The following is a 22,011-nucleotide window of genomic DNA, read 5'->3' as shown; positions in this document are numbered from 1 at the left end:
ATAATCATGTCTATTCACAGATATTTTTCCCGATGTGCCATGCTGATCGTGGCATTGCCCTTCCTCAGTGTGTTCACCGCGCAGGCGCAAACGCCACCTTTCGATGTTGCCGATCATAAACAGATTCGCGTCATGATTAGCGCCGATGCGAAAAACGAAGCTGACGACGATTTTGCCGTTGCGCATGCGGTACTGACACCAACGATGCAGGTGAAAGGGCTGATTGCCGCCCATTACTCCCGCACTGCGCCGTTGATGAAACGCGATGGCGAAAACAGCATGATGGAAAGCTATCATGAGCTTAAACGCCTGATGACCGTAATGGGAAAAACTGACGTTCCTGTTTATCGCGGTGCTACGCAGGCGCTGAAGGCTGACGGTGGCGTGCCTGTGTTGAGTGAAGGCGCGCAAATGCTGATCAAAGAAGCGTTAAAAGACGATTCGCATCCCCTGTTTGTGTTAGTCATGGGGCCGATTACGGATATTGCGGCTGCGTTGCAGGCTGAACCGACGATCGCCAGCAAAATGACGGTGGTGTGGATTGGCGGCATGCCTTACCCGAAAGGCGGCTGGGAATACAATATGTTCAACGATCCGGTTGCGGCGAACAGTGTATTCAAGTCTCAGGTACCATTGTGGCAAGTCCCACATAATGTCTATATGTCCGTACGCGTCTCACTGTCTGAGCTTGCCGTGCGCGTTAAGCCGCAGGGGAAAGTCGGGGAGTACCTGTGGCAGCAGCTAATTGAGTTTAATCGTGCAATTTCTGAAACCATCAAAGATGTTCCCTGGCCGAAAAGCGAAGTCTGGGTATTGGGTGATAACCCCTCGGTTTCTCTGCTGTTGGACGATCACGAATACCATTACACGCTGGTCAATGCCCCACAGTTAAACGACGATCTGACCTATGCGCCTCAGGAAAATGCACGCCAGATTCGGGTGTATAACGCTGTTGATGCCCGCTTCACGCTGGAAGATTTCTACGCCAAGCTGGCGTTGGCCTATGGAAATAAAAAATAGGATCGCGACGGAGTAGTGCGGAAAGCAAACCGATCGGCCACTCCACGGAGTGGCTTGTTACGGTGAATGTGCTTCCTGTGATGACCTCAGGATGAGCAAAGTGACAGGCATCAATAGGGTGCCTATTGTTGAGTCCATCTGGCGTTATTGCTGTTTAGTGGTCGGGCGGGTGACGTCCCTATAACGCTTAATACCCAATGCCACCGCTAGCAAGGTTAGGATGATAAAAAATACGGTTGGGCAAAGGAATGTACTAGCTGATTCATGGTAGACGACATTATCTTCTTCATCAAAATATCGACCCAATTCATTGAATTTATTGCGATATGGCCAGTAAAGCATAAAGTAAAGTGCTCCGAACATACTGGCCATCATGGCTGAAAAAATGGCTGCGATGGCAAGCAGAATTTGTGAAAAACGCGGCATTCCCTTTTTGCGCACAACAGACTCCTTAATGCGCCCCAATTGGGCTACAGTCGTACAGTAAAAACGCGTAATCTATCAATCGATTAAATTGGTCTTCCCCCTTCCTTTACCGTGGGAGAGGAAAACAATGCCTTCCTCTGAGGCGATTGACAAGTCCTTAGCTCTGCATTTCAAACCATGTGCTGAAAGTTTGTTCTTTCGATGGTATCCCCATGAAAAATAGTCAATTAACTCTTTAGTATGATCTGATGCGCTCCGATGTTGGGGTCTTGTTAAGGTACTAAAGAGTCATGATCTAACCATTAGTGGGAAAATGGGACAACCTTCATACATTCTTCGATACGAATCATTACTTTTCTTTACCTTTGATCAAAAACAATATTTTTAATGCATCTTTTTGCTATTTATAGCACCGAGTAATGTCACGACAGTTGGTGTGGTTTCTGTCGAATGGATAACTAAAATGACCGCCAGTAGGCGGCTTAATGTGGACACAAACGCATGGTCAGGATAAGCATGTCAGTCTCCTATCTGTGGGGCATGGTAGCCAGTCTCTTTCTAATGATGCCAGCCTATTCCGCTGATGCTCCGGTGTCACCGCCTCCCGCCCCGATAGAAGCAAGAAACTCCGTATTCACCAATCAACACCCCGATCAGTTCAACTCGTGGAAAGCAACCACTGAACAGTCTGAACGTCATGATGCGTTGGCAGAAGACCCCATGATGGTGATCCTCTGGGCGGGTTATCCCTTCTCCAGAGACTATAACAAGCCGCGTGGCCATGCTTACGCCATAACGGACGTGCGTGAAACTCTGCGTACTGGTGCACCCAAGACGGCAGAAGATGGCCCGCTGCCGATGGCGTGCTGGAGTTGTAAAAGCCCGGATGTCGCCCGCTTGATCCAGAAGGAAGGCGAGGACGGCTACTTCAAAGGCAAATGGGCGCGAGGCGGGCCGGAGATTACTAACGATCTCGGCTGTGCGGACTGCCATGATACTGCGTCCCCAGATTTCGCTCAGGGCAAACCGGCGCTGACGCTGTCCCGTCCTTACGCAGAGCGCGCAATGGAGGCGATTGGCAAGCCGTTTGATAGCGCCAGTCGGTTCGGACAGCAGTCCATGGTCTGTGGACAGTGTCACGTGGAGTATTATTTTTCCGGCAAAGACAAAGCCGTGAAATTCCCATGGGATAACGGCACGAAAGTCGAAGATATGGAGAAATACTATGATGCCATTTCCTTCTCCGATTGGACCAACACCCTTTCCCGCGCACCGATGCTGAAAGCTCAACATCCAGAATATGAAACCTGGAGCATTGGTATCCACGGTAAAAACAATGTGACCTGTATCGACTGCCATATGCCGAAAGTGAAAAACGCAGACGGCAAGCTGTACACCGATCACAAGATAGGTAACCCCTTCGATAACTACGGCGAAACCTGCACCAATTGCCACACGCAGGATAAAGCGGCAATGCAGAAGGTGGTTGCTGAACGCAAAACGGCGATTCAGGAATTAAAACTGAAAGCAGAAGAGCAACTGGTTCATGCGCATTTTGAGGCTAAAGCAGCCTGGGATGCTGGTGCAACCGAAGCAGACATGCAGCCAATTCTGATGGATATCCGCCATGCGCAGTGGCGTTGGGATCTGGCGGTGGCGTCTCACGGTATTCACATGCATGCGCCGGATGAAGGCTTACGTATGCTAGGCACCTCGCTGAGTAAATCCGCCGAAGCGAGAACCAAGCTGGTGCGTCTGCTGGCACAGAAAGGGGTGACTGGTGAAGTCAAACTGCCGGATATCTCGACAAAAGAGAAAGCGCAGCAGGCGATTGGGCTCAACATGCAGCAAATAAAAGCCGAGAAACAGGATTTCCTGAATACGGTAGTGCCGCAGTGGGATGAGCAAGCGCGTAAAGCTGGACGACTGAACTAATAACCCCATCGCCCGTGGACGCGGGCGATCATAGAGTGGAGTGGATATGAGCGTATTACGTTCGTTATTGACTGCCGGGGTGCTGGTATCAGGCATGCTTTGGGCCTTGCCAGGGCTGACGCAGCCCGCACCTCAGGCGGAAAAAGGAGAGCGGTGGGAGGTTATGCCACAGCGCAATCCCGATGAGGCTTGTCTACAGTGTCATAAACCGGAAGAGGATGGCATGCTGGGTAAACATGCCTCCGCCGTCAATCCGCATAATCAAAAGCAGGTGACCTGTACGAACTGTCATGGCAAGCCGTCGCTGCTGCACCGCGAAGGCGTTAAAGATGTCATGCGCTTTAACTTCCCGATGTATAAGGTGGAAGAGCAAAACAGTGTCTGTATGTCATGCCATACGCCGGAGCAGTTGCAGAAATCGTTTTGGCCACATGATGTACATGTGGCCAAAGTGGCGTGTGCCAGCTGTCATCAGCTGCATCCTACGCAGGACAGTATGCAGACGCTGAACGACAAGAGCCGCATCAAACTGTGCGTGGATTGTCATAGCGATCAGCGTAATAACCCCGACTTCAACCCAGCCTCAGTTCATCTGGGTAATAAGAGGCAGCCATGAGTTGCTCTCGTCGTCAATTTCTTGCCCGTATGGGAGGGCTCATTGCCATCACCAGTACGGCGGGGCAGGTCGTCGCACAGACGCTGAATATCAACGGCGTCCGCTACGGCATGATCCACGATGAATCGCTCTGTATCGGCTGTACGGCGTGCATGGATGCCTGCCGGGAAGTCAATCAGGTGCCGGAAGGCGTCTCACGTCTGACGATCGTTCGCAGCGAACCAATCGGGACTTTCCCTGACGTGAAATATCGCTTTTTCCGTCACTCCTGCCAGCATTGTGATCATGCGCCTTGTGTTGACGTGTGCCCTACGGGAGCGTCGTTTCGCGATGCGGCAAGCGGTATTGTCGATGTCAATCCCGATCTGTGTGTAGGCTGCCAATACTGTATTGCTGCCTGTCCATATCAGGTGCGCTTTATTCATCCGAAAACGAAAACGGCGGACAAATGTGATTTTTGCCGCAAGACCAATCTGAAACAAGGGAAGCTACCTGCCTGTGTGCTGTCTTGTCCGACGAAGGCGCTGACGTTCGGCAACCTTAACGATCCTGACAGCGAGATTTCCCGTCTGCTTCGTCAACAGCCGACGTATCGCTACAAAATCGCGCTCGGCACCCGTCCTAAGGTCTATCGCGTACCGTTTAAATACGGGGAGGTTCATCAATGACGCCCGTGTCTTCAAGCGCATTCCATTTTGATTCGTTAGTCTGGGACTGGCCGATTGCGATTTACCTGTTTTTGGTAGGCATCTCTGCGGGACTGGTCACGCTGTCGGCCTTGCTGCGACGCTACCATCCCGAGCAGGCAACCGCCGACAGTACGCTAATGCGCACCACGCTGGTTCTTGCGCCGTGCACCATTATTCTGGGATTGTTGATTCTGGTCTTCCACCTGACGCGGCCTTGGACGTTCTGGAAGCTGATGTTCCATTACAGCTTTACCTCGGTGATGTCCGTTGGGGTCATGCTGTTTCAGGTTTACATGGCGGCGCTGGCGGTCTGGTTAGTCAACATTTTTAGCGAGCAGGCTATCGCACTGCAACAGCGCTGGCTGCCGAAGCTGAGTATCCTGCCCAAGGTGCTTGGTTGGCTGGCACCGATGCAAAAATCGCTGGATATCGTGATGCTGCTGTTGGCGGTGATGTTAGGGGCTTACACCGGGTTTTTACTCTCCGCGCTGAAGACCTATCCGCTGTTGAATAACCCGATTCTCCCCGCGTTATTCCTGTTTTCGGGGGTATCCTCCGGTGCTGCGGTGGCGCTGATCGCCATGGCCTGCCGCTATCGTCGCAATCCGCATAGCGAAGAGGCGCACTTTGTACATCGCGTCGAAACACCTGTCGTGTGGCTAGAGATCTTCTTGCTGTTCGCGTTCTTTATCGGCCTCGCGTTAGGGGACGATGGGAAGCAGCGGGCGCTGGTGGCGGCATTGGGCGGTGGATTCTGGGCCGTGTGGTTCTGGCTGGGGGTGGTAGGGGTTGGATTAGTCATTCCCTTGCTGCTCAAGTCCTGGGCTAACCGACTGCATTCGCCCTATGGGGTGCTGGCGGTTTGTGGCATGAGTCTGGTGGGCGTCTTGCTGCTGCGTTTCTTTATCCTCTATGCGGGGCAGTTAACCGTTGTCTAGTTCCCCGCAAGAGGCTCGTTGATGTTGTTATTGCCAGAATTTGGGTATGTGGCGCTGTCGCTGGCGGGTGGTGTTGGCGCGGCGACAGCGTTGCTGACCTTTTCAGGCTACTCCCTGCGCTGGTCGGGTACTTACCGACTGGCGCGGTGCTGGACGCTGGTGCTATTTGGTCTTGTGCTGTTCGCATTCGGCGCGCTGACGCTGAGCGTGGTGCAGGATGATTTCTCCGTTAATTATGTCGCACAGCATAGCCACCGTGATTTACCCCTTGGGCTAAAAATAGCCGCGGTTTGGGGCGGGCATGAAGGGTCGCTGCTGCTGTGGCTGTTATGTTTGTCCGGTTGGAGCGCTGCGTTTGCCTGCCGCTATCGCAAAGCGACGAGTGCACTGTTTCCGCTGACGCTGGCGATGCTGGCCGTGATAGCGACCGCGCTGCTGGTATTCATTGTCTTTTTCTCCGATCCTTTTGTGCGCCTCTTCCCGCCTGCGGTGGCGGGGAGGGATCTCAACCCGATGTTGCAACATATTGGCCTTATTCTCCATCCACCGTTGCTCTATCTGGGCTATGGCGGGTTAACCGTGAGTGCGGCACTGGCATTAGCCTCCCTGATTCACGGCGAGTTTACGGCTCCGGCCGCCTGGATTTGCTGGCGCTGGACGCTGCCTGCCTGGAGCCTGTTAACGCTGGGCATCATTCTGGGATCGTGGTGGGCCTATAACGAACTGGGCTGGGGGGGATGGTGGTTCTGGGACCCGGTAGAAAACGCCTCATTGCTCCCGTGGTTAACGGCTAGCGCACTGCTCCACAGTCTGTCTGTCACGCGAATGCGCGGTATCTTCCGGCATTGGTCGCTGATATTGGCGCTGTTGACGTTCATTTTATGCCTGTTGGGCACGCTGATCGTGCGCTCTGGGATACTGGTTTCGGTTCACGCTTTCGCCCTCGAACATGACCGCGCGGTGCCTTTATTTATCCTGTTTGCTTGTTTAAGCATGGCAGCGCTAGCCGTTTATGGCTGGCGCGCCCAGTTTGTTCATTCTGCTGCCCGTTTCTCTGGCTGGTCGCGGGAAATGGCGATACTGCTGGTGCTGCTGTTATTCAGTGCCGTGGCGCTGGTAGTCGTGCTTGGCACCCTTTATCCGATGATTTATGGCTTGGCAGGTTGGGGAAAAATCTCGGTGGGTGCGCCCTATTTTAACCGCGTACTCTTGCCCTTCGGTGGCCTGATGTTGCTGCTTATTGGGGGTGCTGCCGGAGGTTACTGGAAGCGCAGTACGCAGTGGCCTGCCCGGCGTTTAGCCATAACGCTGGCGATGGGGGTTGTCACCACTCTGGGCTTATGGCCGTATGGGTACGCTGTCGCACTGGCTACAGGCCTGATCGTCTGGGTGATGGCGGCACAGTGGCTACAGCCGCTGTCGGCGATACGCCAGCAGCTTCCTGCACTGCTAGCACATACTGGCGTGGCACTGTTTGCTTTGGGCATCGCGTTTTCTGCGGGTAGTAAGCAGGAAATCAGCGTCAATATCGGTCAGGGAGAGCAGGTTACGTTGGGTGACTATCATTTTCGATTTTTGCAGCTGGATTTAGTGGCGGCGCAGAATTACACCGCAGAACAGGCTGTGATTGCGATCTATCGTGGCGATTCGCCGATCGCCCAAATCATGCCGGAACGTCGTTACTACAACGCACGCAAACAGCAGATGATTGAACCGGGCATTGCCTGGGGGCCAATCAGAGAATGGTATGCCGTGATGGGCGAGAAAACCGGCGAAAACCGCTATGCGATGCGTTTCTATGTGCAGACTGGCGTTCGCTGGGTATGGGGCGGTGGCATGTTAATGGTCGCGGGCGCACTGCTGGGGTGGTTCCGAGGGAGAAGGGTCTATGACTAAACCCCTTGCGCTTCTCCTTATGCTACTGGTTTTTTCTGTGCAGGCTCAGGTGGTTGATACCTGGGTATTTTCCAGTCAGGCACAGCGTCAGGATGCGCTGGCGATTGCTGGGGAATTACGCTGTCCGCAATGCCAGAACCAGAGTCTGCTGGAATCGAACTCACCTGTAGCCGTCAGCATGCGCCATGAGGTTTTTTCCATGGTGGAGCAGGGCAAAGATAAGTCAGAAATTATCGCGTTTATGAATCAGCGCTATGGCGATTTTGTTCAGTACAACCCACCGATGAAAATACAAACCGGCATACTTTGGCTCACGCCGCTGCTTTTGCTGTTAGCGATTGTGGTTATTGCATGGAGAGTGATGCGGCGACAGAACCGAGGGGCGCGTCTATGAGCCTGTTAGAGGTATCGATCGCCGCTGTCGCCATTATCCTGATTACCGGGCTGCTGTGGCCGTTATTGCCCCAGTACACGCCGGAGGACGATGGCAAGTTACAACGCTTAGCGAAGCGTATCTGGCATTTTCAGTGTGAACAAGCCGGGAAGCACCTATCCGAGCATGAGGCAAAGATGCTGGGGCGCGAACTGTCTCACGACCTGCCGCTAACGTCACCCCCTTCCTTCACGCAGCGTCCGCTGCCAACCATTGTCGTTGTGGCTGCGATCATCGTTATTTTCTTGAGTAGCGCGGCGTTCTACGCGCTAAGCCCACGCGGTGCGCTCGTTCAAGCGGAGCGCCAGCGGCTTGCCGATCCGTTACACGATTTTAGCGATGTACAGCAGCAGGAAAAACAGCTTGCTACCTTGCAGGGCAACATTCGTAAAACGCCGGGCAATAGCGTCCTCTGGGCTGAGTTAGGTGAATATTATCTTTACCGTAACGCTTATGACAATGCGTTGCGCGCTTATCGGCAGGCGATCGTACTGAAGGGTGACAGTGCAGAGTTGTATTCGGCTCTGGCAACGGTGCTGTATTACCAGGCAGGCCAAACTGTCACGCCTGCGATGCAGGAGATGGTCGATAAAGCGCTGGCGCTGGATACCAATGAAGTGACGGCGCTAATGCTGCTGGCGTCTGATGCGTTTTTGAAAGCGGACTATGCGCGCGCGATTACGATTTGGCAGCGCTTACTGGACACGTACAGCCCACGAGTTAATCGCGTCCAGTTGATCGAGGCGATCAACACGGCAACGTTGCTGAAGAATAGCCAGAAATAGTGCGTGTTAACAAAAGGGGTCAGCGCGGCTTTTGGCACCGCCATGATGGGCGGGGATAACCGGAATAACCGGTTTTATTGATCTCAACAAAAAAGATTAACTCTTTATGAGTAGGCACCCTGAGAGGGGGAGTTAGAACGCCATGTTATTCTATAGGCACTAAGAAAGTAGGAGTACACCCCGATGTTAGAAGCGCGCGATGTGGTTTGCATACGCGATGAGCATGTGCTGTTCAGCGCGTTATCATTTACCGCCAGCCCGGGAGAAATGGTGCAGATTGCCGGTGCCAACGGGGTAGGAAAAACATCGCTATTGCGCATCTTAAGCGGTTTGGCGACGTCTGAGTCGGGGGAAGTCTGCTGGCAAGGGCAGCGAATCAACCGCATACGTGAGCAGTTTAATCAGCAGCTTCTGTGGTTAGGTCATCAGCCGGGCATCAAGAGCGCTTTGACCGGTGAAGAAAATCTGCGCTTTTTCTCTCCGCAGCAGCATCAGGATGCCCATTGGCAGGCACTCGCCGCTGTCGGGTTGGCCGGATATGAAGACGTGCCCGTAGCGCGCCTTTCGGCGGGGCAGCAGCGCCGTGTCGCATTGGCACGTTTGTGGCTCACCGATGTGCCGCTGTGGATTTTGGATGAACCGCTGACCGCGCTTGACGTGGCGGGCGTTGAAATGCTGACGCAGCGTATGGAACACCATATTGCACGCGGCGGCATCATTATTTTAACCACTCATCAGCCGCTACGCCCGTTCGCTCAAAGCATCCGCTGTATTCAGCTCACACCGACTGAGGGAGCACCATAATGCAGCGTCTGATTGCTAGGGAATTACGTGTCGCGTTACGTAATAACGCGGAAATTCTTAACCCGCTGTGGTTCTTCCTGATCGTCATCATCTTATTCCCTCTGGCTATTGGACCAGAGCCGCAGCTATTGATGCGTGTAGCGCCGGGCGTGGTGTGGGTGGCGGCGTTACTCGCTTCGCTGCTGGGGATGGATCGCCTTTTCCGCGATGACTATCAGGACGGTTCGCTGGAACAACTGACGCTGCTGCCGTTGCCGCTGCCATTAGTGGTGCTGGCGAAAGTGGTGGTGCATTGGATGGTTAGCGGACTGCCGCTGCTACTGCTTTCGCCGCTGGCGGCGTTGCTGTTTGGGTTGGACAGTCACGGTTGGTGGGTGATGGCGTTAACATTGTTGCTTTGCACGCCAACGCTCAGTTTTCTGGGGGCTATTGGTGCGGGCTTAACGGTCGGGCTGCGCCGTAGCGGCGTGCTGTTAAGCCTGCTGGTCTTGCCGCTCACCATACCGCTGTTGATTTTTGCGACGGCGGCGGTCGAGGCCGCGATGATGCAACTGCCGGTCGGTGGGTATCTGGCGATCCTCGGTGCCTTTCTGGTGGGCAGCGCCACCCTAAGCCCGTTTGCCACGGCGGCCGCGTTGCGGGTGAGCATTCAATAATTTTCCGATCTCAGGATCGCCTTTATCGTCCCGTTGGGATGAGTTTTACGCAAAGTGAGCACACGATTATGTTGAGAAAAAACTATCAGCTTACGCAGCCGGATCGCCTTTATGGCCTTTGCGGCAGGCTTATCCCTTGGGTTGCCCTGATCAGCGTAGCGCTGCTGATTGGCGGTTGTCTGTTAGGGTTTGGGTTTGCGCCTGCGGATTACCAGCAAGGGCAAGGGTATCGCATCATGTACCTGCACGTGCCAGCCGCCGTATGGTCGATGGGTGTCTATGCCGTAATGGCAATATTTGCACTGATCGGGATGATTCGGCAGTCAAAAACGGCGGAGCTTGCCGTGGCGGCGATGGCACCGGTCGGCGCGGTGTTTACCTTTATTGCGCTGACGACGGGAGCCACCTGGGGCAAACCGATGTGGGGGACCTGGTGGGTTTGGGATGCGCGCCTGACGTCCGAACTCGTTCTGCTGTTTCTGTACGTCGGAATCATCGCGCTTTACAACGCCTTTGACGATCGCCGTCTTGCTGGCCGTGCGGCAGCCATTCTGGTGCTGGTTGGCGTGGTGAATTTACCCATCATCCATTTCTCTGTCGAATGGTGGAATACCCTACATCAGGCATCGACAAAAATGCAGAAAACGATCGATCCCGCTATGCGCCTGCCGCTGCGCATTATGATGCTAGGGTTTATGAGTTTATTCGTGACGTTGTCACTGATGCGGTTGCGTAATCTGATACTGGTGCAACAGCGTCGCGCCCCTTGGGTTGCTGCGTTGGTCAATAAAGGAGAAATAGCACGATGAACATCGCCTTCACAAGTTGGCAGGATTTTTTTGCGATGGGTGGCTATGCCTTGTATGTATGGCTGGCAGTGGTGTTAACACTGCTACCGCTTAGTGTGTTGATCGGACATACCTTCTGGCGTCGCCGTGCTTTATTAAACGACATCCGCCAGCAGCAGGCGCGCGAGCAGCGTAAGAGCACGGCGCGTCAGTCAGCGATGGGGGGAGTGCAATGAGTACCCCGCGTAAAACTCGTCTCTATGCCATCCTGGCCGTTGTTTGCGGCACGGTGTTGACGGTAGCACTAACGCTCTATGCGTTGAGTTCAAATATCGATCTCTTTTATACGCCCAGTGAAATCCTTTATGGCAAGAATGAAACGCAGGAAAAACCTGCCATCGGGCAGCGCCTGCGCGTTGGTGGCATGGTGATGCCGGGCAGCGTGCGCCGCGACAGCCAAAGTCTGGAAGTTCGCTTCACCGTTTATGATGCACAAGGCTCAGTCGATGTGACTTATAACGGGATGTTGCCGGATCTCTTCCGCGAAGGGCAAGGCGTTGTGGCACAGGGTATTCTGGATAGCGACAATCATATTGCAGCGAAAGAAGTGCTTGCCCGACATGACGAAAATTACACGCCACCGGAAATCAAAGCGGCGATGGAAGGGCAGAACGGCCACGCCTCTGCGGCAACGACAGAGGGTAAACCGTTATGATGCCGGAAGTGGGCAACTATCTGCTGTGTCTGGCGCTGGGTGTGGCGCTGTTGCTCAGCGTGTATCCACTGTGGGGGGCGTCGCGTCAGGATCTACGCCTGATGGCGCTGGCACGTCCTCTTTCCTGGGTGTTGTTTGCATGCATTTTGGCGTCCTTCCTCGTGTTGGTACATGCGCTGGTGATCAATGATTTCACCGTTCTTTATGTAGCAAACAACTCGAACCGTGCGCTGCCGGTGTGGTATCGCGTTGCCGCGGCATGGGGTGCACATGAAGGGTCGCTGCTGCTCTGGGTGCTGCTGATGAGCGGTTGGACCTTCGCCGTGGCGGTCTTCAGCCGGGGAATGTCGCTGGATGCGGTCGCTCGTGTGCTAGCCGTTATGGGAATGATTAATGTCGGCTTCCTGCTATTTATCATCCTGACGTCGAATCCCTTTACACGTACGCTGCCGGACTATCCTATTGATGGACGCGATCTCAATCCGCTGTTGCAGGATGTCGGGCTTATCTTCCACCCACCGCTGCTTTACATGGGCTATGTCGGGTTTTCCGTAGCGTTTGCGTTTGCGGTTGCCTCGCTGCTGGCTGAGCGGCTGGACAGCGCGTGGGCTCGTTGGTCTCGGCCGTGGACACAGGCTGCCTGGTCGTTCCTGACGCTGGGTATTGTGCTCGGTTCGGGGTGGGCCTATTACGAGCTGGGTTGGGGCGGCTGGTGGTTCTGGGACCCGGTGGAAAACGCCTCATTGATGCCGTGGTTGGTAGGTACGGCGCTGCTGCATTCGCTGTCGGTTACCGAGAAACGCGGCAGCTTCAAGGCCTGGACGGTACTGCTGGCTATCGGCGCATTCTCGCTCTGCCTGCTGGGAACGTTTTTGGTGCGTTCCGGCGTTCTGGTGTCGGTGCACGCGTTTGCCTCCGATCCCGCGCGTGGCATGTTTATTCTCGCGTTTCTGGTCATTGTTATCGGCGGGTCTTTACTGCTGTTTGCTATTAAGGGCAACAGAGTGCGGGCGCGGGTAACGAATTCGCTCTGGTCGCGTGAAACGTTCCTGCTCGGCAATAACCTGATCCTGATGGCGGCCACGCTCGTGGTGCTGCTTGGAACGCTGCTGCCGCTGGTTCATAAGCAGTTGGGGTTGGGCAGTATTTCGATTGGCGCACCGTTCTTCAACACCATGTTTACTCTATTAATGGCACCTTTTGCTCTGCTGCTGGGCGTGGGGCCGCTAGTTCGTTGGCGGCGCGACGAGCCGCAAAAGCTGCGTAAGCTGTTACTGGTGGCAATGGCCGTCACTGCTGTGCTGTCGCTGCTGCTTCCCTGGCTGTTGCAGGATTCCCTTGTTGCCATGACGGTGGTTGGCCTGTCGATGGCGCTGTGGGTATTTTTCTTAACGGTGTACGAGCTGCATACCAGTTCCACCCGGCGTCACGGTCTGCTACGTGGTTTGACCACACTCTCACTCAGCCAGTGGGGCATGGTATGCGGCCATATTGGGCTGGCGGTGACGGTGGTGGGTATCGCCTTCAGTCAGAATTATAGCGTTGAGCGAGATGTGCGGATGCGGGCAGGCGACAGCATACAGATCCATGACTACCGTTTTACGTTTCAAGGTGTGCAGGATGTGGTGGGGCCGAACTGGCACAGCGGTAAAGGGACGATCGAGGTCACGCGCAACGGCAAGCCGGAGGCGATCCTGACGGCGGAAAAGCGCTTCTATAACACCAGCGGTGCGATCATGACGGAAGCGGCGATTGATGCAGGTGTGACGCGCGATCTCTATGCGGCCTTGGGTGAAGAGTTGGATGACGATAGCTGGGCGGTACGACTGTATTACAAACCTTTTATCCGCTGGATTTGGTATGGCGGTGGGCTGATGGCGTTGGGGGGTATTTTGTGCATGTTTGACCCGCGCTATCGCCTGCGTCGCGCCGTTCGGGAGGCATCATCATGAGTCGTAAGATCTTGTTAATCCCGTTAGTGCTGTTTTTACTGCTGGCTGTTGCCTTGCTGTGGCAACTGGTGCGGAACAGCGGCGGCGACGATCCCATGCGGCTGGAGTCCGCCCTAATTGGCAAGCCAATCCCTGAATTTCGTCTCGAATCTCTGGATCAGACGGGAAAGGTGTATAGCCAATCTGAGTTGAGCGATGGCAAACCGCTGTTGCTGAATGTCTGGGCGACCTGGTGCCCAACGTGTAGGGCGGAGCACCAATTTCTCAACACGCTGGCGGCGCAGGGAATCCGCGTCGTGGGCATGAATTATAAAGATGAACGCCCCAAAGCGGTTGAATGGTTGAAGACGTTAGGCAATCCCTATGCGATGAGTTTGTTTGATGGCGACGGTATGTTGGGGCTGGATCTGGGCGTGTACGGTGCGCCGGAAACCTTCCTGATCGATGGAAAAGGCATCATTCGCTATCGCCATGCGGGCGATCTCAACATGCAGGTGTGGCAAGAAACGCTGCAACCGCTGTGGGAAAAATATAGCAAGGAGGGCGGCGCATGAGAGTGTTTAGCTTCCTTGGTGCATTGCTGCTGTCGTTCAGCGTACTGGCGTCCTCCGAGGTATTGCGTTTTGACAATGACATACAGGAGCAACAGTTCCGCGAGTTGACCATGCAACTGCGCTGCCCGAAATGCCAGAACAACAGTATCGCTGACTCCAATTCGATGATTGCCTCAGATATGCGGCAGAAAGTGTATGAACTGATGCAGCAGGGGCAAACGAAGGAGCAGGTTGTCGATTACATGGTGGATCGTTATGGCTACTTTGTGACATATGAACCGCCGATCACGCCTTTCACGATCTTGCTATGGCTACTGCCTGGGCTGTTTCTGGCGGTGGGGGCTGTGATGATTATTCGGCGCGCGCGGCGTATCAAGAGTACCAAAGAACCAATGAGCGAACAGGATAAAAAGCGTTTGCAGACGTTGTTGGGACATGAGGGGAAATCGGAATGATGTTACTGACAACCATCATTGTTTTATCGCTGATTGCACTGTCTGCGCTGCTGCTTGCACCGTGGTCGTCACGGGGCGAATACGATCGCGATACGATCAATCAGGCGCTGTATCGCGATCGTCTGCGTGAACTTAATGTGGATGTTGCTAATGAGCGGGAACGAGCGCAACTGGTTGAAGAGCTTCAACATACGCTATTGCAGGATGTTCCTGACAGTGCGAAGGCACAACAGCGCCCATTGAACCGTTGGGTGTTGCTACCGGGCGTGCTGTTGTTGGTCATTGTCAGCCTCGGCGTGTTTTGGAAGACTTCTGCGGTTAATCGGGTGCAAGAGTTACAGCAGGTTGTTGCATTAACGCCGGACCTGATGAAGCGAGCGCTAGATGCTGATGCAGAACCACTGACCATCGAAGAGGTGGCACGCCTCGGTTTGGGGTTGCGCAGCCAATTGGAGGCGCAGTCAGACAATGCACAAGACTGGTGGATGCTGGGGCGCATTGCGGGCTTGCTGAGTAACTACGACATGTCTGTACAGGCCTTTGCCAAAGCATTCCAGCTCGACCCGAAAAATACGGATTTGGCGCTGGATTATGCCGACCTGTTGTCGCGTTCTACCGATCCGCGAGATAGCCAGCGCGGTGGAGAGATGCTGCGTGAACTGATGAATTCCGGCTCGACCAATGTGCGTGTGCTGAGCCTGCTGGCTTTTAATGCCTATGAAGCCCAGCGCTATCAGGACGCAATTGATGCCTGGCAGGCGATGCTAAAACTGCTCCCGCAAAATGACACGCGCCGAGCAGTTATTGAGCGCAGCGTGGCACAGGCGAAAGCGTCACTGTCGGTGCAGGCGACCACGGGGAAATAATCCTTTTTTATTTCCATCTAAATTGCAGAAGGGCGATATATCGCCCTCAGACCGTTGACAAACCTATTTGCCGAATGAAAACGGGAGTAATGGAATAGAAGAGTAAAGCGTTTGCGCCATGGATGGCGCAAGCCGAGCGTACATGGACGTATTCACAGCGTCTTTACGATCTATCCGTTACTCCCGCTCAACGGACTTTGTCAGCAACCTCGCCCTTTTGTTGTTTCTGTTGTTACGGTGAAGATTTCGTGCGCAATAAGCAGGGTTATTCTCTGCAACTCGCGTCGCACGCGCCCGACGCGAGTTGCAAAAAGTCACGGGTTTACTGCGCACGAAACCTTCGCTGTAATTACAAAAATAGTTGAGAGGAACGGATACTTCCGTTTGTGCTGAGGACGGCATATGCCGTCCCGAGTGTGACGAAGAGGTGCGGGTTATAACCCGCTTTTGACGCCATGCATGTCCGGCAATTTGTGGGCGATGCCTTTGTGGCAATCGATACAGGTTTGACCGAGTTTTATCGCTTCGCTGTGTTTTTCCGCCGCGACCGTTTTTTGCCCTGAGAAGTCCATGTAGTCAAAGTTGTGGCAGTTGCGGCATTCCTGAGAATTGTTATTTTTCATGCGCCGCCATTCGCTTTGCGCCATCGTCAGCCGGTGTGCTTCGAACTTTTGTGGCGTATCAATGGTGCCCATTATTTTGCCGTACAGCTCTTTACTGGCCTGAATCTTACGTACCATTTTGGGCACAAATTCATGCGGAACGTGGCAATCCGGGCAGGTGGCGCGCACGCCGCTGCGGTTGCTGTAGTGTGCGGTTTCCATATATTCCTGATAAACGGTATTGCGCATCTCATGACAGCTGATACAGAACGCTTCGCTGTTGCTCATTTCCATGCCTTTCTGGGACGTCGCCAGAAAGAAGATACCGCCCGCGAAGCCGATAATGAGCAGCGTTCCCAATGCTAACCGACTTGGGCGGCGCCACCATTGCCACAGCCGGCGCAACAACCGTCCTACTTTTCCTGGTTGTTTCATAGCAAACCTCACTGTCCAAAGCCTTTAGAAGGGGTGAACGTGTTGCCGGTAATCGGCGAACTATCCGCCTGTGGCACGTGGCATTGCAGGCAGAAATGGCGTGCGGGTGCCACATTGCTCAGCACTTTGCCATCTCTATCGACAAAATGGGTTGGACTGACGCGGGGGGCGCTGGTGGAACGGTAGCTCTCCACGCCGTGACACTGTAAACAGCGGTTAAAGGTTGGAGTGACCTGATAACCATCCACGCTATGCGGGATCATCGGCGGTTGGTTGACATAGTTGAGCGCCATACGCTCCTGCTGCTTCGGCATCCGGCTATTTCCCGGCTGTGTCGCGGCGACTTCCGGCGATTGGCTTAAATCGACCTGTGCAGTGGCTATCGCACTACACATTATCGCGAGGGCGGTGATCCAACGAAACCATCCCATTCTCAGGCTTTTCATGACTTTGCTCCCGATTTCCATCTAAGGGTTATTTTAAAAACGTCTTCAGCGCAGACATCAATACAGCGTCCGCATGTTATGCAGTCACGGTCAGTGACCTGTACCGGACCGTGTTTATCTAGCAAGGGCGCGCGCAGCACCTGCGGCTCTGGACAGACATGAAAGCAGTCCATGCAGCGCGTACAGCGTTCACGCTCTGTGGCATCCACAACCAGTGCGCCTTTCGCACCAAGCGCACCATACAGCGCGCCAGTCGGGCAGAGGTGTCCGCACCAGCCGTGTTCCACAACCAATAAATCAAACAGAAACAGCGCCAGCAGCAGCCAGATACTCGCACCAAATCCAAAAATCAGCCCACGACCCGCGAGTGAGACCGGGTTGACCCATTCCCACAACAGCCCACCCGTCAGTGCACTCCCTGCCAGAATAAATATCAGCAGCAGGTAGCGTAGGTTGCGGGGGAGCGTTGCCGAGGCGGTGATGCCGAAACGACGACGTAGCCAGGCGGCTAAATCGGTGAGTGGATTCACAGGGCAGATCCAGCTACAGAACAGGCGCTTACCCGCCAGCGCATAGCTCAGCGCGATAATCAGTGCCCCGATCAGCGCGAGAGTGGCGGGCAGATGACCACTAGCCAGACTTTGTAGCACCATGAGCGGATCGCTGAGTGGCACGGTGTCGAGCAATCGGCTGGCGCTGTAGTTACCGCGCAAGATCCAGAACCCTAACAGCGGGCCACTGAGGAACATGAGCAGCACAAGAGATTGGGTCAGACGGCGCAGTACCAGCCATCGATGGCTGCGCCACCAGCCTTTTTTCGCCCGAGCTTCTTGTCCGGCGTCTTGCTTACGATTTGCCATCGCGTGCCTCCAGCCAACTGAAACGGTAGTGGTGTCCGAGTTCGCCTTTTGCCAATGCACGCGGCAAGACCTTTATCGCAGGCTGTTCCAGCACGCAGGCCTTTTCACACTTTCCACAACCGGTACAGACATTGCTGTGTACCGTGGGCAGAAAACGGGCATGTTTTCCGGTTCGGGCATTGCGCTCTGGCTCTAGTGTGATGGCGCTATCGATGAGGGGGCAGACGCGATAACACACATCGCAGCGTAACCCCTGATAGTTCAGGCAGTTCTCCTGATCTAACAGCACCGCCAGTCCCATGCGTGCGTCGTCGATGGCGTCCAGCGGCTGTAACGCACCGCTGGGGCAGGCAACCACGCAGGGAATGTCTTCGCACATCTCGCACGGGATATCACGCGCGACAAAGTAAGGGCTACCGGCTGCGGGGCCGGAGACCAGTGTCGCCAGCTTCAGCGTATCGTATGGGCAGACCTGAACACATTGGCCACAGCGGATGCAGGCACCGGAAAACGCCGTTTCAGGCAGCGCACCCGGCGGCCGTAGCCGGAGTCCGTCAGCCTGAGCGCGTCGCTGCTGAATGCCGAGTATCGTCACCGCAGCGGATAAACCCGCTACGGCACGAACAGCGTCACGCAGAAAACGACGGCGAGCGGGGGGGGAATTCTCCGGGCGTGCCATGTTCTCTACACCTTAGCCAGTTTGACGGCGCATTTCTTAAAGTCCGTTTCTTTCGACAGCGGATCGGTGGCATCCAGCGTCAGAACGTTGGTCATCTGCGCGGCGTCGAAGAACGGCATATACACCAATCCGCGCGGCGGTTTGTTGCGGCCACGCGTTTCAACAACGGAAATGACTTCACCACGGCGCGAGATAATGCGGACTTTTTCACCGCGACGCAGATCGCGCGCTTTGGCATCCTGCGGATGGATAAACAGCACGGCTTCGGGAAAGGCGCGATGCAATTCCGGTACGCGACGCGTCATGCTGCCAGTATGCCAGTGCTCCAGCACGCGGCCAGTGGAGAGCCAGAGATCGTACTCTTCATCTGGCGCTTCGGCGGCAGGTTCGTACGGCAGCGCGAAAATAACCGCCTTACCATCTGGCTTACCGTAAAAACGGTAGGCTTCTCCTGCTTTCACGTAAGGATCGTGCCCTTCGCTATAGCGCCACTGGGTTTCCTTACCGTCAACCACCGGCCAGCGTAGCCCGCGAACCTTGTGATAGGCATCGAACGGTGCCAAGTCGTGGCCGTGCCCGCGGCCAAACGCGGCATATTCTTCAAACAGACCTTTCTGCAAATAAAAACCAAATTCGCGCGACTCATCGTTCAACTGATTTTCCGCTAATTCACTAAGCGGGAAGCGCGTGGTGACATCGTTCGCAAACAGCACGTCGTAGAGCGTCTTACCGCGATAGGCAGGTTTCTGTGCCAGCAATTCTTCCGGCCACACGTCCTCTACGGTGAAGCGTTTGGCAAAGCTCACGACCTGCCACAGATCCGATTTTGACTCACCCGGCGCTTTAACCTGCTGACGCCAGAACTGCGTTCGGCGCTCTGCGTTGCCGTAAGCGCCTTCTTTTTCCACCCACATCGCGGTAGGCAAAATCAGGTCGGCTGCCAGCGCACTGACGGTCGGATAGGGATCGGAAACCACGATGAAATTACGCGGATCGCGCCAGCCCGGCATACGTTCCTGATTAATGTTCGGGCCTGCCTGCATGTTGTTGTTACACATCACCCAGTAGGCATTTAGCGTACCGTCTTTCAGCGCCCGGTCTTGTGCGACGGCGTGCAGACCGATTTTTTCAGGGATGGTGCCTGCGGGTAACTGCCACAGTTTTTCCGCCATCGCGCGGTGTTTCTCGTTAGTCACCACCATGTCGGCTGGCAAGCGGTGGGCAAAAGTGCCGACTTCACGTGCAGTACCACAGGCAGAAGGTTGACCGGTTAACGAGAACGGCCCGCAGCCCGGTTGAGAGATCTTGCCGGTCAACAGGTGGATGTTATAAACCAGATTGTTCGCCCAGACGCCGCGCGTGTGCTGGTTAAAGCCCATCGTCCAGTAAGAGATCACTTTCTTCTTCGGATCGGCGTAGAGTTTTGCCAGCGCTTCCAACTGGTCGGCCGGGACGCCGCTGATCGCCACCGTTTTTTCCAGCGTATAGTCGGCGACAAAGGCTTTGTATTCTTCAAAACTCATTGGCTCGGACGCGTCGGAACCTGGATTTTTCGCCGCTTTTTCCAATGGATGCGTCGGACGTAGCCCGTAGCCGATATCGGTCACGCCTCTGCGTAGGTTCACGTGGCGGGTAAAGAAGGCCTCGTTCACCGCGTTATTTTGAATAATGTAGTTGGCGATGTAGTTGAGAATGGCCAGATCGGTTTGCGGCGTAAACACCATACCGTTATCCGCCAACTCAAAACTGCGGTGTTGATAGGTAGACAGCACGGCGACCGTGACGTTGTTGCTCGACAGGCGGCGGTCGGTAATTCGTGACCAGAGAATCGGATGCATCTCCGCCATGTTGGAGCCCCACAGCACAAACGCATCGGTCTGCTCGATATCATCGTAGCAGCCCATGGGCTCATCCATACCGAAGGTGCGCATAAAGCCCACCACCGCCGATGCCATACAGTGGCGCGCGTTGGGGTCAATATTGTTGGAGCGGAAGCCCGCTTTGAACAGTTTGGCGGAGGCATAGCCTTCCCAAATCGTCGATTGCCCAGAGCCGAACATGCCTATCGCGTTCGGGCCTTTCTCCTTCAGTGCGGTTTTGAATTTTTCCGCCATGATGTCAAAGGCGTTGTCCCAAGAGATCGGAGTAAATTCGCCTTCTTTATCGAATTTACCATCACGCATACGCAGCAAAGGCTGAGTCAGGCGATCCTGCCCGTACATGATTTTAGGCAGGAAATAGCCCTTGATGCAGTTTAATCCACGGTTAACCGGCGCTTCGGGATCGCCCTGGCTGGCGACAATGCGCCCATTTTGTGTTCCGACCAGCACACCACACCCTACGCCACAGAAGCGGCAGGGCGCTTTATCCCAGTGGATAGCGTCCGATTGCTCGGTCGCGGCGCGAACCGCGATAGGAATGGTGATGCCTGCGACCGCGGCAGCCGCAGCAACAGCGTTCGCCTTCATAAAGTGTCGTCGACTGAGTTTCATAGTATTTCCTCACCCTGAGCTTGTTGATCAAGAGGTTGTTCATCGAAAGCAAAAGATTGTTCATCAAAAGGCTGTTCATCAAGCTGGTGATAAACCAGCGAAACCGCCAGTACGCCTGTAAGTTCGCGTATTGACGCTATGTGTTTTAACAGCGTGTCTTCTGAATCTGACTCCAGTACCACGACCATTTTTCCGGTATCGCTATCGCTGGCACCCACTTCCAGATTGGGTTGCGTCGCTAACGTCTCGCCAACGGCTGCCATCTGCGCCGTGTTGACGTGAACCACTACACTGCAAACATGCCAGACTGTGCTCATCGGTTTTCCTGTTGCGTCGGCAGACGCGCTGGCGGGGTGTGATATCCCGCTGTGATTTTTTTCATCGATATGGCGCCGACAGGGCATCCGGAAATGCAGGCACCACAGGTGGTACAGGCGTCATCCTCGAGCGACGGTGCAGCAACGCGTCCGATGGTGGGACGAAACCGTATCGCACCGGTTTCACAGGCATCCTGACAGCTGCGACATTCCACCTGATGCAGCGATAAACAGGCATCCTGAACCGTCAGGTGATATTCCCACGGCGTGGTGTGACTCTCCGCGAACAGCGCTTGTGGACACGCGCGAGCACAGTCGTAGCAGAACGTGCATTCACCGTGCTGAAAATCGATGGTGGGAAAGCCCCCCGAACCTCGCTGAATGATCCGCGTTCCGCAGGCTTCAATACAGGCGTTACAACGCGTGCACTGGCTCAGAAAATGGCTTTCAGCGCCACTCCACGGCGGACGCAGCGCGTTATCTGTCCGCTGTAGGCCACCGGTCAGTAAGGAACGTCGGGAGAGATTCGTCATGGCAGTTTGTCGCTCTGGCACTCGATAAAATATCCAATAAAAAACACGTTGTTTTTATAGGGGTTACACTATGCTCCCTAGGCTGTATGCGATAATCACCCTTTAGAGGTAAATGGGGG

The 22,011-nt window shown here is 54.7% G+C and carries 25 protein-coding genes; 17 read left to right on the top strand and 8 right to left on the bottom strand.

Features of this window, described 5'->3' with window-relative positions:
- The first annotated feature begins 6 nt into the window (after positions 1-6).
- Complete coding sequence (locus EDI29_RS19915) at positions 7-1,020, top strand: nucleoside hydrolase (RefSeq protein WP_137742269.1); 1,014 nt, start codon at positions 7-9, stop codon at positions 1,018-1,020.
- 144 nt (positions 1,021-1,164) lie between these two features.
- On the opposite strand, the gene EDI29_RS19910 is transcribed toward EDI29_RS19915, so the two are convergent.
- Positions 1,165-1,461, bottom strand: a complete 297-nt coding sequence (locus EDI29_RS19910; protein ID WP_137742268.1) for a hypothetical protein — start codon at positions 1,459-1,461, stop codon at positions 1,165-1,167.
- Positions 1,462-2,007: 546 nt separating this feature from the next.
- Between EDI29_RS19910 and nrfA the strand changes: the two genes are divergently transcribed.
- The 16 genes from nrfA (at position 2,008) to ccmI (ending at position 15,528) form a co-directional block, all read left to right on the top strand.
- Positions 2,008-3,381 carry an ammonia-forming nitrite reductase cytochrome c552 subunit gene (gene nrfA, locus EDI29_RS19905; protein ID WP_241664975.1) on the top strand — a complete coding sequence of 458 codons (1,374 nt, stop codon included), beginning with the start codon at positions 2,008-2,010 and terminating at the stop codon, positions 3,379-3,381.
- 46 nt (positions 3,382-3,427) lie between these two features.
- A complete protein-coding gene (nrfB, locus tag EDI29_RS19900; RefSeq protein WP_137742266.1) occupies positions 3,428-3,997 on the top strand; it encodes a cytochrome c nitrite reductase pentaheme subunit in 570 nt (189 codons plus the stop codon).
- Positions 3,994-4,665, top strand: coding sequence for a cytochrome c nitrite reductase Fe-S protein (gene nrfC / locus EDI29_RS19895; RefSeq protein WP_137742265.1), 672 nt, complete (start codon positions 3,994-3,996; stop codon positions 4,663-4,665). Before nrfB ends, nrfC begins: the two co-directional genes overlap by 4 nt.
- On the top strand, positions 4,662-5,624 hold the full coding sequence (gene nrfD / locus EDI29_RS19890) for a cytochrome c nitrite reductase subunit NrfD (RefSeq protein WP_137742264.1): 963 nt from the start codon (positions 4,662-4,664) through the stop codon (positions 5,622-5,624). Before nrfC ends, nrfD begins: the two co-directional genes overlap by 4 nt.
- Before the next feature lie 21 nt (positions 5,625-5,645).
- A complete protein-coding gene (locus EDI29_RS19885) occupies positions 5,646-7,520 on the top strand; it encodes a heme lyase CcmF/NrfE family subunit (protein WP_137742263.1) in 1,875 nt (624 codons plus the stop codon).
- On the top strand, positions 7,513-7,914 hold the full coding sequence (gene nrfF / locus EDI29_RS19880) for a heme lyase NrfEFG subunit NrfF (RefSeq protein ID WP_137742262.1): 402 nt from the start codon (positions 7,513-7,515) through the stop codon (positions 7,912-7,914). The genes EDI29_RS19885 and nrfF overlap by 8 nt, the downstream gene beginning before the upstream one ends.
- On the top strand, positions 7,911-8,738 hold the full coding sequence (gene nrfG, locus EDI29_RS19875) for a heme lyase NrfEFG subunit NrfG (protein WP_137742261.1): 828 nt from the start codon (positions 7,911-7,913) through the stop codon (positions 8,736-8,738). The genes nrfF and nrfG overlap by 4 nt, the downstream gene beginning before the upstream one ends.
- A 183-nt stretch (positions 8,739-8,921) precedes the next feature.
- Positions 8,922-9,542 (top strand): cytochrome c biogenesis heme-transporting ATPase CcmA, encoded by a 621-nt coding sequence (gene ccmA, locus EDI29_RS19870; protein ID WP_137742260.1) that lies wholly within the window; start codon positions 8,922-8,924, stop codon positions 9,540-9,542.
- Complete coding sequence (ccmB, locus tag EDI29_RS19865) at positions 9,542-10,198, top strand: heme exporter protein CcmB (protein ID WP_137742259.1); 657 nt, start codon at positions 9,542-9,544, stop codon at positions 10,196-10,198. Before ccmA ends, ccmB begins: the two co-directional genes overlap by 1 nt.
- Before the next feature lie 68 nt (positions 10,199-10,266).
- A complete protein-coding gene (locus EDI29_RS19860; RefSeq protein ID WP_137742258.1) occupies positions 10,267-11,007 on the top strand; it encodes a heme ABC transporter permease in 741 nt (246 codons plus the stop codon).
- Positions 11,004-11,222, top strand: coding sequence for a heme exporter protein CcmD (ccmD, locus tag EDI29_RS19855; RefSeq protein ID WP_137742257.1), 219 nt, complete (start codon positions 11,004-11,006; stop codon positions 11,220-11,222). The genes EDI29_RS19860 and ccmD overlap by 4 nt, the downstream gene beginning before the upstream one ends.
- Entirely contained in the window at positions 11,219-11,701 is a 483-nt protein-coding gene (ccmE, locus tag EDI29_RS19850; protein WP_137742256.1) for a cytochrome c maturation protein CcmE, read from the top strand. Before ccmD ends, ccmE begins: the two co-directional genes overlap by 4 nt.
- A complete protein-coding gene (locus EDI29_RS19845; RefSeq protein ID WP_137742255.1) occupies positions 11,698-13,653 on the top strand; it encodes a heme lyase CcmF/NrfE family subunit in 1,956 nt (651 codons plus the stop codon). The genes ccmE and EDI29_RS19845 overlap by 4 nt, the downstream gene beginning before the upstream one ends.
- The gene (locus tag EDI29_RS19840; protein ID WP_137742254.1) at positions 13,650-14,207 is read left to right on the top strand and encodes a DsbE family thiol:disulfide interchange protein; all 558 of its coding nucleotides are present in this window, start codon (positions 13,650-13,652) and stop codon (positions 14,205-14,207) included. Before EDI29_RS19845 ends, EDI29_RS19840 begins: the two co-directional genes overlap by 4 nt.
- Positions 14,204-14,662: a cytochrome c-type biogenesis protein gene (locus EDI29_RS19835; RefSeq protein ID WP_137742253.1), complete on the top strand. Its 459-nt coding sequence runs from the start codon at positions 14,204-14,206 to the stop codon at positions 14,660-14,662. Before EDI29_RS19840 ends, EDI29_RS19835 begins: the two co-directional genes overlap by 4 nt.
- Positions 14,659-15,528, top strand: coding sequence for a c-type cytochrome biogenesis protein CcmI (gene ccmI, locus EDI29_RS19830; protein WP_137742252.1), 870 nt, complete (start codon positions 14,659-14,661; stop codon positions 15,526-15,528). Before EDI29_RS19835 ends, ccmI begins: the two co-directional genes overlap by 4 nt.
- 434 nt (positions 15,529-15,962) lie before the next feature.
- Here the strand turns inward: ccmI and napC are convergent, their stop codons facing one another.
- Genes napC through napF form a run of 7 tightly spaced genes read right to left on the bottom strand, consistent with a single transcriptional unit; the run spans position 15,963 to position 21,892 of the window.
- Positions 15,963-16,565 (bottom strand): cytochrome c-type protein NapC, encoded by a 603-nt coding sequence (napC, locus tag EDI29_RS19825; protein ID WP_039505891.1) that lies wholly within the window; start codon positions 16,563-16,565, stop codon positions 15,963-15,965.
- 8 nt (positions 16,566-16,573) lie between these two features.
- Positions 16,574-17,011, bottom strand: a complete 438-nt coding sequence (napB, locus tag EDI29_RS19820; RefSeq protein WP_107167626.1) for a nitrate reductase cytochrome c-type subunit — start codon at positions 17,009-17,011, stop codon at positions 16,574-16,576.
- The gene (gene napH / locus EDI29_RS19815) at positions 17,008-17,871 is read right to left on the bottom strand and encodes a quinol dehydrogenase ferredoxin subunit NapH (protein WP_137742251.1); all 864 of its coding nucleotides are present in this window, start codon (positions 17,869-17,871) and stop codon (positions 17,008-17,010) included. The genes napB and napH overlap by 4 nt, the downstream gene beginning before the upstream one ends.
- Positions 17,858-18,550, bottom strand: coding sequence for a ferredoxin-type protein NapG (napG, locus tag EDI29_RS19810; RefSeq protein ID WP_137742250.1), 693 nt, complete (start codon positions 18,548-18,550; stop codon positions 17,858-17,860). Before napG ends, napH begins: the two co-directional genes overlap by 14 nt.
- Before the next feature lie 5 nt (positions 18,551-18,555).
- Positions 18,556-21,042, bottom strand: coding sequence for a nitrate reductase catalytic subunit NapA (gene napA, locus EDI29_RS19805; RefSeq protein WP_137742249.1), 2,487 nt, complete (start codon positions 21,040-21,042; stop codon positions 18,556-18,558).
- Entirely contained in the window at positions 21,039-21,359 is a 321-nt protein-coding gene (gene napD, locus EDI29_RS19800; protein ID WP_137742248.1) for a chaperone NapD, read from the bottom strand. The genes napA and napD overlap by 4 nt, the downstream gene beginning before the upstream one ends.
- Positions 21,356-21,892: a ferredoxin-type protein NapF gene (gene napF, locus EDI29_RS19795; RefSeq protein ID WP_137742247.1), complete on the bottom strand. Its 537-nt coding sequence runs from the start codon at positions 21,890-21,892 to the stop codon at positions 21,356-21,358. Before napF ends, napD begins: the two co-directional genes overlap by 4 nt.
- Between the last annotated feature and the right edge of the window lie 119 nt (positions 21,893-22,011).

Source organism: Pectobacterium polonicum (assembly GCF_005497185.1).
GTDB lineage: Bacteria > Pseudomonadota > Gammaproteobacteria > Enterobacterales > Enterobacteriaceae > Pectobacterium > Pectobacterium polonicum.
Note: the sequence above shows the minus strand (reverse complement) of the source record. Positions and strands in the feature narration are given on the sequence as shown.

What these genes read in the sequence shown, in the direction of transcription:
- ccmB (WP_137742259.1), top strand. Translation starts at nt 9,542, where the DNA reads ATGCAGCGTCTGATTGCTAGGGAATTACGTGTCGCGTTACGTAATAAC.
- ccmE (WP_137742256.1), top strand. Translation starts at nt 11,219, where the DNA reads ATGAGTACCCCGCGTAAAACTCGTCTCTATGCCATCCTGGCCGTTGTT.
- napC (WP_039505891.1), bottom strand. Translation starts at nt 16,565, where the DNA reads ATGAAACAACCAGGAAAAGTAGGACGGTTGTTGCGCCGGCTGTGGCAA.
- EDI29_RS19915 (WP_137742269.1), top strand. Translation starts at nt 7, where the DNA reads ATGTCTATTCACAGATATTTTTCCCGATGTGCCATGCTGATCGTGGCA.
- EDI29_RS19840 (WP_137742254.1), top strand. Translation starts at nt 13,650, where the DNA reads ATGAGTCGTAAGATCTTGTTAATCCCGTTAGTGCTGTTTTTACTGCTG.
- nrfC (WP_137742265.1), top strand. Translation starts at nt 3,994, where the DNA reads ATGAGTTGCTCTCGTCGTCAATTTCTTGCCCGTATGGGAGGGCTCATT.
- EDI29_RS19835 (WP_137742253.1), top strand. Translation starts at nt 14,204, where the DNA reads ATGAGAGTGTTTAGCTTCCTTGGTGCATTGCTGCTGTCGTTCAGCGTA.
- EDI29_RS19860 (WP_137742258.1), top strand. Translation starts at nt 10,267, where the DNA reads ATGTTGAGAAAAAACTATCAGCTTACGCAGCCGGATCGCCTTTATGGC.
- EDI29_RS19885 (WP_137742263.1), top strand. Translation starts at nt 5,646, where the DNA reads ATGTTGTTATTGCCAGAATTTGGGTATGTGGCGCTGTCGCTGGCGGGT.
- ccmI (WP_137742252.1), top strand. Translation starts at nt 14,659, where the DNA reads ATGATGTTACTGACAACCATCATTGTTTTATCGCTGATTGCACTGTCT.
- napA (WP_137742249.1), bottom strand. Translation starts at nt 21,042, where the DNA reads ATGAAACTCAGTCGACGACACTTTATGAAGGCGAACGCTGTTGCTGCG.
- nrfF (WP_137742262.1), top strand. Translation starts at nt 7,513, where the DNA reads ATGACTAAACCCCTTGCGCTTCTCCTTATGCTACTGGTTTTTTCTGTG.
- nrfD (WP_137742264.1), top strand. Translation starts at nt 4,662, where the DNA reads ATGACGCCCGTGTCTTCAAGCGCATTCCATTTTGATTCGTTAGTCTGG.
- napD (WP_137742248.1), bottom strand. Translation starts at nt 21,359, where the DNA reads ATGAGCACAGTCTGGCATGTTTGCAGTGTAGTGGTTCACGTCAACACG.
- napH (WP_137742251.1), bottom strand. Translation starts at nt 17,871, where the DNA reads ATGGCAAATCGTAAGCAAGACGCCGGACAAGAAGCTCGGGCGAAAAAA.
- ccmA (WP_137742260.1), top strand. Translation starts at nt 8,922, where the DNA reads ATGTTAGAAGCGCGCGATGTGGTTTGCATACGCGATGAGCATGTGCTG.
- napB (WP_107167626.1), bottom strand. Translation starts at nt 17,011, where the DNA reads ATGAAAAGCCTGAGAATGGGATGGTTTCGTTGGATCACCGCCCTCGCG.
- nrfA (WP_241664975.1), top strand. Translation starts at nt 2,008, where the DNA reads ATGATGCCAGCCTATTCCGCTGATGCTCCGGTGTCACCGCCTCCCGCC.
- nrfB (WP_137742266.1), top strand. Translation starts at nt 3,428, where the DNA reads ATGAGCGTATTACGTTCGTTATTGACTGCCGGGGTGCTGGTATCAGGC.
- napF (WP_137742247.1), bottom strand. Translation starts at nt 21,892, where the DNA reads ATGACGAATCTCTCCCGACGTTCCTTACTGACCGGTGGCCTACAGCGG.
- napG (WP_137742250.1), bottom strand. Translation starts at nt 18,550, where the DNA reads ATGGCACGCCCGGAGAATTCCCCCCCCGCTCGCCGTCGTTTTCTGCGT.
- nrfG (WP_137742261.1), top strand. Translation starts at nt 7,911, where the DNA reads ATGAGCCTGTTAGAGGTATCGATCGCCGCTGTCGCCATTATCCTGATT.
- ccmD (WP_137742257.1), top strand. Translation starts at nt 11,004, where the DNA reads ATGAACATCGCCTTCACAAGTTGGCAGGATTTTTTTGCGATGGGTGGC.
- EDI29_RS19845 (WP_137742255.1), top strand. Translation starts at nt 11,698, where the DNA reads ATGATGCCGGAAGTGGGCAACTATCTGCTGTGTCTGGCGCTGGGTGTG.